At 59.5% G+C, this 13,999-nt stretch carries 10 protein-coding genes and 1 pseudogene; all 11 read left to right on the top strand.

Going from position 1 to position 13,999, the window contains the following annotated elements; genetic code table 11:
• Positions 1 to 76: 76 nt before the first annotated feature.
• Positions 77 to 1,042 carry a threonine dehydratase gene (locus ACQ4N9_RS15465; RefSeq protein WP_390967944.1) on the top strand — a complete coding sequence of 322 codons (966 nt, stop codon included), beginning with the start codon at positions 77 to 79 and terminating at the stop codon, positions 1,040 to 1,042.
• A gap of 48 nt (positions 1,043 to 1,090) precedes the next feature.
• Entirely contained in the window at positions 1,091 to 1,345 is a 255-nt protein-coding gene (locus ACQ4N9_RS15460; RefSeq protein WP_390967943.1) for a type II toxin-antitoxin system HicA family toxin, read from the top strand.
• Positions 1,342 to 1,674, top strand: coding sequence for a type II toxin-antitoxin system HicB family antitoxin (locus ACQ4N9_RS15455; protein ID WP_125465099.1), 333 nt, complete (start codon positions 1,342 to 1,344; stop codon positions 1,672 to 1,674). Before ACQ4N9_RS15460 ends, ACQ4N9_RS15455 begins: the two co-directional genes overlap by 4 nt.
• Before the next feature lie 79 nt (positions 1,675 to 1,753).
• Complete coding sequence (locus ACQ4N9_RS15450; protein ID WP_390967942.1) at positions 1,754 to 2,395, top strand: LysE family translocator; 642 nt, start codon at positions 1,754 to 1,756, stop codon at positions 2,393 to 2,395.
• Positions 2,396 to 2,716: 321 nt separating this feature from the next.
• Positions 2,717 to 4,759: a type VI secretion system tip protein TssI/VgrG gene (gene tssI, locus ACQ4N9_RS15445; RefSeq protein WP_390967941.1), complete on the top strand. Its 2,043-nt coding sequence runs from the start codon at positions 2,717 to 2,719 to the stop codon at positions 4,757 to 4,759.
• Positions 4,749 to 5,489, top strand: coding sequence for a DUF4123 domain-containing protein (locus ACQ4N9_RS15440; RefSeq protein ID WP_390967940.1), 741 nt, complete (start codon positions 4,749 to 4,751; stop codon positions 5,487 to 5,489). Before tssI ends, ACQ4N9_RS15440 begins: the two co-directional genes overlap by 11 nt.
• The gene (locus ACQ4N9_RS15435) at positions 5,486 to 10,324 is read left to right on the top strand and encodes an RHS repeat-associated core domain-containing protein (RefSeq protein WP_430933203.1); all 4,839 of its coding nucleotides are present in this window, start codon (positions 5,486 to 5,488) and stop codon (positions 10,322 to 10,324) included. The genes ACQ4N9_RS15440 and ACQ4N9_RS15435 overlap by 4 nt, the downstream gene beginning before the upstream one ends.
• A gap of 28 nt (positions 10,325 to 10,352) precedes the next feature.
• Positions 10,353 to 11,045, top strand: a complete 693-nt coding sequence (locus ACQ4N9_RS15430; protein ID WP_258642785.1) for a hypothetical protein — start codon at positions 10,353 to 10,355, stop codon at positions 11,043 to 11,045.
• Positions 11,046 to 12,105: 1,060 nt separating this feature from the next.
• Positions 12,106 to 12,429: a hypothetical protein gene (locus ACQ4N9_RS15425; RefSeq protein ID WP_390971454.1), complete on the top strand. Its 324-nt coding sequence runs from the start codon at positions 12,106 to 12,108 to the stop codon at positions 12,427 to 12,429.
• Between the two features lie 67 nt (positions 12,430 to 12,496).
• A pseudogene (locus ACQ4N9_RS15420) lies at positions 12,497 to 13,189 on the top strand (RHS repeat-associated core domain-containing protein); the annotation flags it as partial.
• Between the two features lie 8 nt (positions 13,190 to 13,197).
• Positions 13,198 to 13,602, top strand: coding sequence for a hypothetical protein (locus ACQ4N9_RS15415; protein ID WP_390971456.1), 405 nt, complete (start codon positions 13,198 to 13,200; stop codon positions 13,600 to 13,602).
• Positions 13,603 to 13,999: the final 397 nt, after the last annotated feature.

The following is a 13,999-nucleotide window of genomic DNA, read 5'->3' as shown; positions in this document are numbered from 1 at the left end:
GCAATATAACTTTGGACCCATACAATGCCCGGCGCTTAGGATCGGTTCAACCTCGTACCGATGAAGGATGATCGTCATGTTCGACCTGCCTGCGCTGCGTGAAGCGGCCACTTACGTCCATCAGCACGTCCCGCCGACCCCGCAGCACGCTTGGCCGCTGCTGGCCGAGCGGGTTAGCTGCCAGTTGTGGGTCAAGCATGAGAACCATGCGCCCACCGGCGCTTTCAAGGTGCGCGGCGGGTTGGTCTATGTGCGTTCGCTGCTGGCGCAGGCTGTGTTGCCCCGTGGTCTGGTCACCGCCACCCGTGGCAACCATGGCCAGAGCATGGCCTTGGCGGCACGCCAGGCTGGCCTGCCCCTGGTGATCGTGGTGCCAGAAGGCAACTCGCGGGAGAAGAACGCCGCCATGCGCGCCCTCGGCGCCGAACTGGTGGAGCATGGCGTCGATTTCGACGTGGCGCGTGAAGAGGCGGCCCGCCTGGCCGAAGAACGTGGTTACGCCATGGTGCCGTCGTTCCATCCGGAACTGGTGAAGGGCGTTGCCACCTACGCCCTGGAGCTGTTCGAGGCGGTCGCCGACCTGGATTGTGTGTATGTGCCGATCGGCATGGGCTCGGGCATTTGCGGGCTGATCCAGGCGCGCAACCTGCTGGGGCTGCGCACCGAGATCGTCGGTGTGGTCTCCAGCGCGGCGGATGCCTACGCGCAAAGCTTCGAACAGGGCCGCATCGTCACCACCGCCAGCGCCAACACCTTTGCCGACGGCATGGCCTGCCGGGTTCCCCATCCGGAGGCCTTTGCGCTGGTGCGCGAGCATGCCGCACGTATCGTGCGGGTGAGCGATGACGAGATCGCCGGCGCCATGCGCCTGTATCACGAAACTACCCACAACACCGCCGAAGGCGCAGGGGCCGCCGCGCTGGCAGCGCTCATGCAGGAGCGTGGGCGCCAGGCCGGCAAACGGGTGGCGGTGGTGTTGAGCGGGGCGAATGTGGACCGTGAACGCTATGCGCGGGTGTTGGCGGGTGATGAAAAATCCTGAATGAATGTCGTGGACGGAAGTGCTATCTTAATTTGATAGCATTTTCCGATGAACACACGATATCGCAAGATCCTGGACAGTATTTTCAGAACGCCGACCACGGCATCACTGCCTTTCGCCGAAATCGAGGCATTGGTGCTGTATCTCGGCGGCCAGGTACTTGAGCGGCAGGGCTCCCGAGTGAAGATCCTGCTGGGTGAGCAGTGCTGGCGATGCCACCGCCCACATCCTGGCAAGGAGGCCAGGCGGTATCAGATTGAAGAAGCCCGCGAGTTTCTGCTGCGGGCAGGAGTCCGACCATGAGCTGCATGCGCTACAAGGGCTATGCCGCCCGCATCGATTACGACGCACGTGACGATATCTTCGTCGGCCGTGTACTTGGCCTGCGCGATATCATCAGCTTCCACGCAAGCTCCGTACCCGAGCTGCATGAAGCGTTTCGCGAGGCGCTGGACGATTACCTGGCTGATTGCGCCGAGCAGGGCATCACCCCTGAAAAACCAGCCTCTGGCAAAGTCATGCTGCGCATCCGTCCGGAAGTCCATGCAGCCGCCAGTATTGCCGCCCATGCTGCCGGCAAGAGCCTCAACCAATGGGCGGATGAGGTCTTCGAGCAAGCGGCGATGGCCTGAGCAGGCGCAATTTTTTCCAATACCGGCGCGCTTAGCCCAGTGTTCAATTGGCCAACTTTCTCACTGCACCGAGTGCGCCATGCCTTTTTCCAACGGTTTCCTCCTCAGTCTGTCCCTGTGCCTGGACATCGGCGTGGCCAATATCGCCATGATCACCCTGGCCATGCAGCGGGGCTTTCTTCAGGGCTTCTGGTTGGGGCTGGGCACCTGCGTCGGTGACCTGATCTACGCCGTGGCGGCGCTGGCCGGGATGACCGTGCTGCTGCAGTTTGAAGCCGTGCGCTGGAGCTTGTGGCTGGGCGGTTCGGTACTGCTGGTGTGGTTTGCCGTGAAGATGCTGCTGGCGGCCTGGCGCGGCGGGCACCTGGAGGGGCGTGGGCAGGTGGTGGTGGAGTCGGGCTGGCGCGAGTTCCTGCGCGGGATCTTCCTGGCCATGTCCTCGCCCAGTGCGATCCTCTGGTTCGCCGCGGTGGGCGGGGTGCTGATCTCCCGTTCGGGTGGCGGCAGCCTGTTCGAAGCCGGGATGTTCCTTACCGGCTTCTTCGCTGCCGGGTTGGTCTGGTGCCTGTCGCTGTGCGGCATCGCCAGCCATGGCGGGCGCTTGCTCGGCGACCGGCTGCTGACCTGGTCGTACCTGCTGTCGGCGGCGATCTTCTGTTACTTCGCGGTGTACGTGATCTTGTCTGGGTATCGCGAGTTCATTCTGGCTGTTCCCGTCTGAAACGGACTGGTCGTGCCGGGCGGTGTTTATAAGTTTGTTTAATTGTTTGCTTTATTATTCGGATGTTTCCGATGTGCCTATAGGAAGCGTCCGAATTGATAAATGCAGAGAAGTTAAAATATCCCGGTGTTTTTATAAATAACGATTTGAAATAATTTCGTAATTCCTCTTTTAAATCATTCGCTTGTGTTCCATTACGCAGAAGTTTGCGCATTTTCATTGTCTTATGATTCGGGTGCTTATTTACCGCTCTAGAGCGACTCCTTACTTGCACGGAATGTAAGTGGGGCGCTTTGGACGTACCTGTCATAAGGAATGTGAATGTCCGGCCCTGGCGATCAAGCCCCTTTCAGTTTGCAGGTTCATGGTGTTCAAACGGACTTGCAGGTTTTGCGTTTCAAAGGGGTAGAGGCACTGAGTTGCCCCTATTCATTCCACCTCGAACTGGTCAGTGAAGACCCGTCGCTCGACCTCGAAAGCCTGCTGCACAAACTGGCCACGCTGCGGGTCGGCAACGATGAGCAGTGCTTCCACGGCCAGGTTGCCAGCGTCGCTCAGGCTGACAGCGGGCGGCGGTTGACCCATTACCGGCTGGAGCTGGTGCCGCGCCTGGCCAGCCTGGCGCACTGCCGCAACCTGCGGATCTTCCAGCAGCAGAACGTGCCGCAGATCATCGCTGGGGTGCTCAAGGCTCACGGTATCCTCGCCGACGCCTACGTGTTCCGCCTCGGCCCCACCCCATACCCAAAACGCGAGTACTGCACCCAGTACGACGAGACCGACCTCGCCTTCGTGCAGCGCCTATGCGAGGAGGAGGGGCTGCACTACCACTTCGAGCACAGCGCCGACGCCCACCTGCTGGTGTTCGGCGACGAGCAGAGCGCCTTCCCGCGCCTGGCGCGGCCCACCCCTTTCGCGCCGGACAGCGGCCAGGTCGCGCAGCAGCCGGTGGTCAGCCAGTTCGGCGCGCGGGTGGCGGCGCGTACCGGGCGGGTCAGCCGGCGCGACTACGACCCGCTCAAGCCCAAGCTGCTGCTCGAAGCCCAGCATCAACCCGAACTGCCTGTGCCCCAGCCGGACTTGGAGGACTACGGCTACCCGGGGGATTTCACCGACCGCGAGCGTGGCCGCCAACTGAGCCAGCGGGCCCTGGAAGGCCACCGCGCCGACTACCTGCAAGCCGAAGGCAACAGTGACCAACCGGCCTTGCGCTGCGGTCATTTCTTCACCCTCGAAGCACACCCGCGCGCCGCCTGGAACGTGCTTTGGCTGTTGGCGGAGGTGACCCACGAGGGCCATCAGCCCCAGGTGCTGGAGGAGGCCGCCGCCAGCACCGCCGGCGAGGCCTGGCAAGGCTACCGCAACACCTTCAAAGCCTTGCCCTGGGGCACCCCCTACCGGCCTCCAGCCCCCAGCCCACGGCCTCGCGTGCACGGCGCCCAGACCGCCCGGGTGACCGGCCCGCAAGGGGAGGAGATCCACTGCGACCGCCTTGGCCGGATCAAGGTGCAGTTCCACTGGGATCGCGATGGCCGGCTCGATGAAAAGACCAGCTGCTGGCTGCGCGTCGCCAGCCAGTGGGCCGGTAACCAGTACGGCGGGCTGGTCATCCCGCGGGTTGGCATGGAAGTGCTGGTGAGCTTCCTCGACGGCAACCCTGACCGGCCGCTGGTCACCGGCTGCCTGTACCACGCCGAGCACCAGCCGCCCTATGAGCTGCCCGCCAACAAGACCCGCAGCGTGTTCAAGACCTGCAGCTCGCCCGCCGCCGAAGGCCACAACGAGCTGCGTATCGAGGACCGCGCCGGCCAGGAGCAGATCTACATCCACGCCCAGCGTGACTGGGAACAGCGTATCGGCCACGACCAGCGCAGCCACGTTGGCCATGAGCGCCACGACACTGTGCTGGCCGATGTACACAGCGACTACCACGCCCAGCAACACCGCACCGTGCACGGCGATCGCAAGACCGAGCTGCGCGGCGACGACCACCTGACCGTCGCCAACAGCCGGCATATCACCCTGGGCCAGGCCTTGCTGGTGGAGGCCGGGCAGGAAATCCACCTGTCGGCCGGCAAGCGCCTGGTGCTGGATGCCGGTAGCGAGGTGGTGCTGCGGGCGGGCGGCGGTTTCGTACGGATCGCGGCTGGCGGGGTGACCGTGGGGGGCGCGCTGTATGTCGACTCCAGCGGCCAGGTCGCCGCCGGCACCCCGGCCGCGCCACTGCTGCCGGGTATCACGGCCGAGGCCGAACGCTCGGAGGCAGGCCTGCCGCTGACCCAGGCGCAGCTCGACACCTTCCGGCGCAATGCCGCGTTCTGCGAGGAATGCGAGCGGTGCAAGGAGGGTGCCTGTGAGCTGTGAATCCCTTACTCCCCAAGACTGGCTGGCAGCCAGCCCGCTGGCTGATGGTGAGCGGCTTTACCTGGTGTTCGGCAGCCTTGCAAAGGCCAACACGCTGGTTGCCTACCGGCAGCTCGATGGCTCCCATGTGCCCCAGCCGCTGTGGAAAGGTACCCCCTATGCCGGCTGGCTGGAGGCCATGCCTTACCTGGTGGAGGCCGCGCCGCAAGGGGACTTCCTCACCTGGTGCAGTAACCAACGCTGCCTTGACTGGGGCTGGCTGGCGGTGTCCTCGCACCCACCGACCCTGGTGTTCGACTACCTGCGCAGCCTGACCCAGGTGAAGCTGGCCGACGGCACCGCGGTGTTCCTGCGTCTGTGGGACGGCCATCAGTTGCTGGCCCTGCTCGATCACCACGCGCCAGGCGAGACGCCGCTGCTGCCGGTATTCAGCCGCGTCTGGTGCAACGGCCAGGCCCGTCCGCTGCGCCAGGCGCAGCGCCTGAACATTGAACCCTTCCCTTGGTGGCAGGTGAGTGCCGCGCTACTCGAGCGCCTGCACCGCCACGACCCCGGCCCGGTGCTGGACAACCTCATGCAATGGCTGCGCGAGGCCCATGCCGACCTTTACTTCGCCCTCCCCGAGGCCAATCTGCGCTGCAAGGTCGCGCGCCTGGCCCTGGGTGCTCCGCTCGACCCGCCGGCCCTGGAACGGTTGCTGGCGCACGTGAACAAGGACATCACGCCATGAGCCTGATCATCTACGCCAAGTTCCTCCTCGACAATCTCGATGCTCACAAGCCCGATGGCCCGGCTCGCATCGCCGCTTTCCGCCAGCACAGTCTCGCCACCTTCGAAGCGCTGCAGGACAGCTTCTTGCTGGGCTGGGCGCTGGACCTGGAGCAAGAGCTGCGCTTCACCGACAGTGCCGGCAACGAGGTGATGCGCCAAGCCAAGGGCCTTGGCGAACGGCGCATCACCGGCTACGCCAACTGCCCGGCCAATGGCGTGCTGAACATCGTGCACCGCTTCGAAAGCCTGGCCTTCGTGCCCATCGGCGGCACCCCCTACCAGCTGGTCGAGCAGGTGGCGGCGGGCCAGACCCCGCAACGCTTCGAAGGGGTGCTCGATGCCAACGGCCAGGCAACCATCAGCGGTTGCCACGCCAACCGCCGCTATCGCCTGCACTTCCATCCCAAGGTCAGCCCGGCCGAGGTCCAGGCCCTGTACGCCTCGTACGACAGCCTGCTCGACCAGCTCAAGGGCTGGCTGGACGGCGAGTGGGCTGAACGTATTGCCCCACATTGGGACCGCATGCCGCCGGTGGGGTCGATGCAGCGCGTGAGCGACATCCACAAGGCGATGGCCAAGGGTGTCGGCAGCGTGCTGATGAACCTGTTCGACGACCTCAAGGCCCTGGTCAAGCTGCTGTTCAACCTCGACGGCGCGCGCGACCAGCTGTTGCAGTTCATCAGCGAGGCCGACTTCGACAAGCTCAAGGCCCAGGCCGGCAGCCTGCTGCACACCGCCTTCCTGATGCTCGACGACGAGCTGCTGATGTTCTATTACGCCACCGCGATCCTGCAGTGGCTGGCCCTGAGCCCGCCCGAATGGCAGGCCCAGGCTTACGCCATGCTCAATGCCGGGCTGTTGCTGGATGTGCTGTTGGGGATCGTGCTGTCCGGCGGCCTGGGGCTGGCGTTCCGCCTCACCGCCAAGGGCCTCAAGTACGCCAGCAATACCGCCCGGGGGGCCGACGGCTTGCTGGACGGCCTGCAACGGCTGATCGACCTCAGCCGCCAGCATGCCCTGGCGACCCATACCAAACGCGCCCAGACGCTCTTGACCGGCGGCAGTATCGAGGTCAACAGCGCGGCCAAGGTACCGCTGGCAATCAAGAGCGCCGCGCAGGACCTCGACCTGGTCGTGGACGACGCCGTGTCGGTGGTGCGTGGCAAGCGCCACAGCACGCTGCGGGTGGAGCAGGAGCTCGACCTGCCCGATGCCCCCAGCCAGCCGCGCACCCCCAGCGACAAGCCCGCCCAGCGCGCCGACGAGACCGCCACCCACCGCTGCCCGGTGTCGATGGTCACCGGCGAGGAGCTGCTCACCCTCAAGGATGCCGAGCTGTTCGGCGTGCTGCCGGTAGAGTGGGTGCGCCTGTACCGCACCAGCGCGGCTGAAATCGACCACGGCCTGGGCCCCGGTTGGAGCCACAGCCTGTGCCACCGCTTGCAGGCCGACGGCCAGGGCGTGCTGTGGTGCGACCACGAAAACCGCCGCACCCACTTCCCGATGCCGGACAGCCAGCGCCCGGTGATCGGCAACAGCCTGTGCAGCGCGGCCATCTACCTAGGCCAGGCCGACGGCGAGCTGGTGATCGCCGAGGCCGGCGCGCGCCCACGCTACCTGCACTTCATCGATGGCCGGCTGATGGCCCTGAGCGATGCCTACGGTAACCGCGTAAGCCTGGCGTACGATCACAGCGGCCGCTTGCAGCACATCGACAACGGCGCCGGCAACCGCCTGCTGCTGAGCTACCAGCAAGGCCGTTTGGTGACGGTGGAGCAGCAGTTCTGGCAGTCGATGTACGACAGCAAGGGGCGCGAGCAGGCGCCCTGGGTGCGGGTGGCGACCCTGGCCACCTACCACTACAACGACGCCGGGCAACTGACCGAAGCCGGCAATGGCCTGGACGAGCGCGAGCGCTACCGCTATGACGCCGCCAACGTCATCCTCGAACGCCAGCTGGCGGGGGGCGCGGCGTTTTACTGGGAGTGGGAAGGCGAGGGCCGGCACGCCCGCTGCGTGCGCCACTGGTCCAGCGTGCCGGGCCTGGAGGCCCGCTACCAGTGGGACGGCCAGGGCGGCGTGACGGTGCACAACGCCGATGGCAGCCAGCAGTTCTATCAGCACGACGACAAGGCCCGGCTGGTGCGCCAGGTAGACGCCGACGGCGCCGAGCACCACAAGACCTACGACGCCAAGGGCCGGCTGATCGGCGAGCGCAACCCGCTGGGCACCGAAACCTTCTACAGCTACGACGACGCCGGCTACTTGCTGTCGGTGCGCCCCGAGGACAGCGAGGCTACCCACTACCACTACCGCGACGGCCATGTGTGCGAGGTGCGCCGTGGCCAGGCGCGCTGGTTGTACCAGCGCAACGCCCAGGGCGATGTGCTCAGCCAGACCGACCCCTGCGGGCAGGTCACCGGCTACCGCTATGACGAACAGGGCCGCCTGGTCGCCATCCGCCAGGCCGACGGCGGCCTGCACGAGCTGGGCTGGAACGCCTCTGGGCAACTGGTCAGCGAAGCCCTGCCCGGCGGTGGTTCGCGGCGCTACCGCTACGACGCCCTCGGCCGCCTGGTGATGCGCCTGCGCGAGAATGCCTCGGCCACCCAGTACACCTGGGACCTGGCCGGGCGCCTGAGCGAAGTGTCGCTGCCTGGCGGCGGTGTGCGCCGCTATCAGTACAACGCCTATGGCCGGGTGACCGCGCAAAGCGACGAGCAGGGCCGGGTGACCCGCTTCGAATACGAAGGCGGCCTGCACCTGCCGTCGCGGCGCATCAACCCCGATGGCAGCTGCCTGCACTACCGCTACGACAACGGCCAGCTGCAACTGTCGCAAGTCATCAACGAGCGCGACGAATGCTACCGCCTGGCCTACCACGCCAACGGCCTGCTCGCCGAGGAAACCGGCTTCGACGGACGCGTCACCCGCTACGGCTACGACCTCAATGGCCAGCTACTGGAAAAGACCGAGCTGGGCGACGACGGCGAGCCCTGGTTGACCCGCTACACCCGCGACAAGCAAGGCCGGCTACTGGTCAAGACCCTGCCCGACGGCCAGCAGGTCAGCCACCAGTACGACGCCCTGGGCCGCCTGGTGCGGGTGGACGACGGCCACTGGCCGCTGGCCTACGAGTACGACCTGTGCGACCGCCTGGTTACCGAGCACCAGGGCTGGGCGACCCTGCACTACGGCTACGACGTGATGGGCCAGGTCAGCCATTGCCGCCTGCCCGACGGCAGCCGCCTCGACTACCGCTACCAGCCCGGTGGCCACCTGCAAACCATCGACCTCGACGGCCAGCGCCTCACCGCCCACCGCCATGGCCTCGGCCAGGAACTGGCCCGTGAGCAGGGCGAGCTGCTCAGCCAGTTCCAGCATGACGGCCAGGGCCGCCTGGTAAGCCAACGGGTCGATCGCAAGGAAGGCCCGGTGTTCATGCGCCGCTACCAGTACGACGACAGCGGTAACCTGGCGCGTTTGGAGGACACCCGCCGCGGCACCCGCAGCTACCACTACGACCCGCTCGACCGCTTGACCAGCGTGCGCGGCGAACTGGCCGAGTACTTCGTCCACGACCCCGCCGGCAACCTCCTGGCCCAGAGCGGCCTGCGCGGCGACCCCCGCGACGTGCAGGTGCAGGCCAACCGCCTACTGATGCACGGCGACTGCCACTACAGCTACGACCGCTTCGGCAACCAGGCCAGCGAACGCCGCGGCCACGGCCAGCAGCTGGTCACCGATTACCAGTACGACAGCCAGCACCGCCTTGCCAGCGTCCAGCTGCCCGACGGCCGCCAAGCCCGCTACCGCTACGATACCTTCGGACGGCGCGTGTCCAAGGACGTCGACGGCACCGAAACCGCCTTCATCTGGCAAGGCGAGCGCCTGCTGGCCGAGCACTGCCAGGGTCGCTGGCGCAGCTACGTGTACGAACCCGGCAGCTTCCGCCCGATGGTGATGCTGCTACGCGACGGCGACACCCCCGCCGAGGCCCTGCACTACCACCTCGACCACCTTGGCACTCCCCAGGAGCTGACCGCCGTCAATGGCCGCATCCGCTGGTCGGCGCGCTACCGCGCCTACGGCCACGTGCTGCGGTTGGACGTGGACCAGGTCGACAACCCCCTGCGCTTCCAGGGGCAGTACTACGATGAAGAAACCGGGCTGCATTACAACCGGCACCGTTATTACAACCCACAGACAGGGCGGTATCTAACGCCGGATCCGATTGGATTGGCGGGTGGGGTCAATGGGTATTTGTATGGTGTGAATCCGACGGGGTGGGTGGATCCGTTGGGGTTGGAGGCGTGTTGTCCGGAGGTATTCACCTATCGGGGAATGCCAGTTAACAAGGGGATAAAGCAACATATGGAGAGGTATGATGGTTTTTCCAAAAAACATGGAGTTAAAGGGGCACATAGTCGAAGTGAATTTGTGAGGGTAGTGGATGAAATGCAGTTGCATATTATTTCGGAAGCTCCAGGCGATGTGGATGGGGTTACTCAGGTTTTTTATGGGCGGGATTTACTGGAGCGGGACGGGACTGTGATTGGTGTAAAGAAATTTGATAGGCCGAAAACTGTCTATGATGATGTTAAGCATCCAACGGATAGGGTGTATTTTGGAGGTCTGAGGGCGGCGCTTCTTAAATATGAAGAGGCTGTTGAAGGCGGTCAGGCTGTTTATAGTTCAAGTTATAATGGGATTAGTTATAGGGTTTATCTTGATAGGGATACCAAGGCAGTTACAAACTTCCATCCTTCCGTAGGTAAGTCAAATGCTAAGTGAAGTTGATAAAGAGATAATGAGCATCTGTATGCTTGATTTCAAAATCTCTGCAGATGTTGAAGGTGTGAGCTTCATTGGGGTGCTGATTGATCGGCTGCTTGATTTTGAAGGGGTGGGTACGGAAATGTCGGATATTTCATTGGGTTGTGATAGTGATCCTCTGAGTATTCCAAATTACTTGGATCCTGATGGGTTTGATATGTCGTTTGAATATAATGATGAGCATGTAGTTTGCCCTATGGGGGTTGGCGCGAGGTTTATAGAGGAGTGGTGTTATAGAAATGTGGTCGTTGAAAGGGAGTCAACACTAAAAGCATGTAGTAAGTTGGTTAGCCTGTATGGCGGGATGAGTAGCCTCACTCGGAGTGAGATTTCAGGTGAGTGTCTGCTTGCTGTTTTTCTTTCTTTGGATACGTGTGGAAATAGTAAGATTTTACAGTTGTTGGATTGTTTGGTTAAAGGTGGGGGTATGGGAGTGGGCATCGCTGGGGTGTATGTGAAGGAGGGGGAGGTGTTTGGCTGTGATAGGAGTATGGTCTTTGAATTTATGGGTGAGCGTATCACTTGTTCTATTTTGGTAGGTGCTAGTTATATTAAAAATTGGTGTAAGAATAATATCCATTCCGTAGGTGATGCTTCAGATAAAGTAGCGATAATAGCTGCTTGTGATAAGTTGGTGGAGCTCTGTGATGGTTTTTGTCGCGCTAGGCGCGTTCTGTAGATGGATAGGTCTTGCAGGGTTTTATAATTTGTTCGGATGCGATTTTATTAGATGGACTGGGAGTTTGGTTGAGAGGAATTTATGGAGTGCGTTGGCGCGCCGCCGGATGTGTGAGTGCGAGTTACAAAGTTGTTAAGCCTCTCAGCTGAGGACATGGGAGAGGATTAGGGGATTATTTTGGCTGACGTTTCCTTGATTGCATCGGCGATTAAAGTTATTGACGCGAATAAGGAGCCTTGGATGGTGCAGGCCGCAATTGGCTGCATCCTAGTGGAGAGCTTATTTGATTTAAAGAGATGTGAGGGAGTCGTTCATTGCCTTTATTCAAGTGCTTATTCCGCTCTTCATGGTGATCTGGAGGTTTTGAGTGCTGTGAGAAATTTTTGGATTGGCGGTGGTGTGCGTAGTTTGTATATCAGGGATTTGTAAAGCGGCGTGTAAGGGGTGGGGCTTGAAGTTTATAAAGGTATTTCTGGTGTGGTTTTAGATTCGCCCATGAGGTAAGGCTAATGAAACTTGGAGGCGATAAATCTGTTATATGGGATTGTTTGGTGGGTTTTAGAGAGTGTTCTAGTAGCTGTGCGGATAGCTACATAGGTGTAATGTTGCGAAAGCTATTGGTCTATGAGGGTATTGCCGTAGAAGAATCTGGTGTGTACTTGGAGTGTGATGAGGATTTTCAAATGATTCCATCGTACTTGGTTGGTCGAGAAGGTTGTATGGCTTTTGAATTTATGGGTAAGAGCTTCGTATGTACTATGCCGGAGGGGGCGGAAATTATACGTGATTGGTGTGAGAGGAAAGTTTATCGTGATAGGGAAGTTGTTCTGGAGGCGTGTAATAAATTGGTGTCAGTTTATGGTGAAAGTGGCTTGGGGAAGCGTAAGTGAGAGTGGTTGTTGTGCTGTGCAAGGCGGCTAGATAAGGCTTAGTGCTATCGAGTGAGAGGGTGTGTGTGCTGAAATAGAATGTTATTAAGGGGCTTTTAATGGGTTAATGATCTGGTCAAGGTGGCTTTATTGCTGCATTTGGTTCTGCTGAAATTGTTAGTGCGTGCTTAATGGATTTTCGAGATTCAGGGGCAAAATATGTAGAGAGCTATCTTGATGTTTTGCTTGATTGCTTGCTGCAGTTTGAGGGTGTCGGTATTGAGATGTCTGGCGTGTTCGTTCAGAAAGATGAAGATTTGAATAATATGCCAGCATACCTAGTTGATTTTGAAAGCGGAATGGCGTTCGAGTTTATTGGGGAGTCTGCTGTGTATAAGATGTCTGAGGGTGCAAGAATGATTTTTGATTGGTGCGAGGTGAATGTGAGTAAGGATAAAGAGGAGGTGATGAATAAGTGTGATCGTTTGGTTTGTCTGTACGGTGATTATGGCTAATTGGCAGTTTTTTGTGTTTGGATAACTCTGTGTGAAGGGGCGTGTGTGAACGTGAAAATTGGCAATATACGGCCACGTGCTGCGGCTGGGCGTGGACCACGTCGACAACCCCCTCCGGTTCCAGGGGCAGTACTACGATGAAGAAACCGGGCTGCACTACAACCGGCACCGCTATTACAACCCTCAGACCGGGCGGTACCTGACGCCGGATCCGATTGGACTGGCGGGTGGGGTTAATGGGTATTTGTATGGTGTGAACCCGACGGGGTGGGTGGATCCGTTGGGGTTGGAGGCGTGTTGTCCGGAAATATTTACCTACCGGGGGATGTCGGTTAACTCAGGAATAAAGAAACACCTGCAAGGATTTGATGGTTACTCAAACAAACGCGGTATCAAGGGAGCACATCAGAGTGATGAGTTTATAAAGGCTGTAGAAGATAATGGGCTTTTCATTGTTTCGGAGGAAACTACGGATATTCCTGGGATTACTCAGATGAAGTATGGGAGAAATATCTTCAATTCAGATATGACTGTTGCGGGGGCGAAAAATTTTCGGTCTCCAAAGACGGTGTTCGATGGCGAGGTTATCTCAATAAATAAGGTATATTTGTCAGGGTTACGGGCCGCATTGTTAGGCTATGATGAGGCGATTAAAAAAGGAGGTAGAATGTATGATTCGACTTTCAATGGCATAAGCTTTAGGGTGTATTTGGATGCGGAGACAAAGGCGGTAAGAAATTTTCATCCGAAAGCGGAGTGATTTTAATTATGAGTGTCATGAAGTGTGAGGTATTTGACTTGTGTTTAACAGACTTCAGGGATTGCAGAGATGTGGAGTGCGGAAGTCTTCTTGAGGTAATGATTGACTCGCTTTTAAGACTTGAGGGTATGGGTATGGAGATGTCAAGCGTCTTTCTTGGGTGTGATGCAGAGCCCGCAGGGCCGGAAGACATTCCGAGCAATGTTTTTGTAGGGCGTTTTGATATGTCATTTGAATTTATGGGTGAGTATTTTGTTTGTCCAATGACTGAAGGGGCTCTAGCTGTTTTGCAATGGTGTGAAGTTAACGTTTCGGAGAATAGGGAGAGGGTGCTTGAGAAATGTGCTGAGATGGTGTTGTTGTTTGGAGAGGTTGAAAGCTCAGAAGTCGCTAACGGTTGTAGGGGAAGCTAAAGAGGAGTGAGGTTTTGGGCATTTAGCTGTGATTGATGGGTGCGGGGAGTCAATGGCTTTTGAGTTTATGGGTAAGAGCTCCGTATGTACTATGCCAGAGGGGCGGAAATTATACGGGATTGGTGTGAGAGGGGAGTTTATCGTGATAGGGGGTGTTCTGGATGTGTGTAATAAATTGATGTCATTTTATGGTGAAAGTGGCTTGGGGAAGCGTAAGTGAGAGTGGTTGTTGTGCTATGCAAGGCGGTTAGATAAGGCTTAGTGCTATCGAGTGAGAGGGTATGTGTGTACGGAAATAGAATGTTATTAAGGGGCTTTTAATGGGTTAATGACCTAGTCAAGGTGGCTTTATGGCTGAATTTGTTTCTACTAAATTTTTTAGTGCATGCCTGATGGA

Source organism: Pseudomonas sp. ES1, from assembly GCF_050586605.1.
Taxonomy (GTDB): Bacteria; Pseudomonadota; Gammaproteobacteria; order Pseudomonadales; family Pseudomonadaceae; genus Aquipseudomonas; species Aquipseudomonas sichuanensis.
Note: the sequence above shows the minus strand (reverse complement) of the source record. Positions and strands in the feature narration are given on the sequence as shown.

Coding starts and splice junctions, on each gene's coding strand:
- ACQ4N9_RS15465 (WP_390967944.1), top strand. CDS start 77: ATGTTCGACCTGCCTGCGCTGCGTGAAGCGGCCACTTACGTCCATCAG.
- ACQ4N9_RS15460 (WP_390967943.1), top strand. CDS start 1,091: ATGAACACACGATATCGCAAGATCCTGGACAGTATTTTCAGAACGCCG.
- ACQ4N9_RS15455 (WP_125465099.1), top strand. CDS start 1,342: ATGAGCTGCATGCGCTACAAGGGCTATGCCGCCCGCATCGATTACGAC.
- ACQ4N9_RS15450 (WP_390967942.1), top strand. CDS start 1,754: ATGCCTTTTTCCAACGGTTTCCTCCTCAGTCTGTCCCTGTGCCTGGAC.
- tssI (WP_390967941.1), top strand. CDS start 2,717: ATGTCCGGCCCTGGCGATCAAGCCCCTTTCAGTTTGCAGGTTCATGGT.
- ACQ4N9_RS15435 (WP_430933203.1), top strand. CDS start 5,486: ATGAGCCTGATCATCTACGCCAAGTTCCTCCTCGACAATCTCGATGCT.
- ACQ4N9_RS15430 (WP_258642785.1), top strand. CDS start 10,353: ATGCTTGATTTCAAAATCTCTGCAGATGTTGAAGGTGTGAGCTTCATT.
- ACQ4N9_RS15425 (WP_390971454.1), top strand. CDS start 12,106: ATGGATTTTCGAGATTCAGGGGCAAAATATGTAGAGAGCTATCTTGAT.
- ACQ4N9_RS15415 (WP_390971456.1), top strand. CDS start 13,198: ATGAGTGTCATGAAGTGTGAGGTATTTGACTTGTGTTTAACAGACTTC.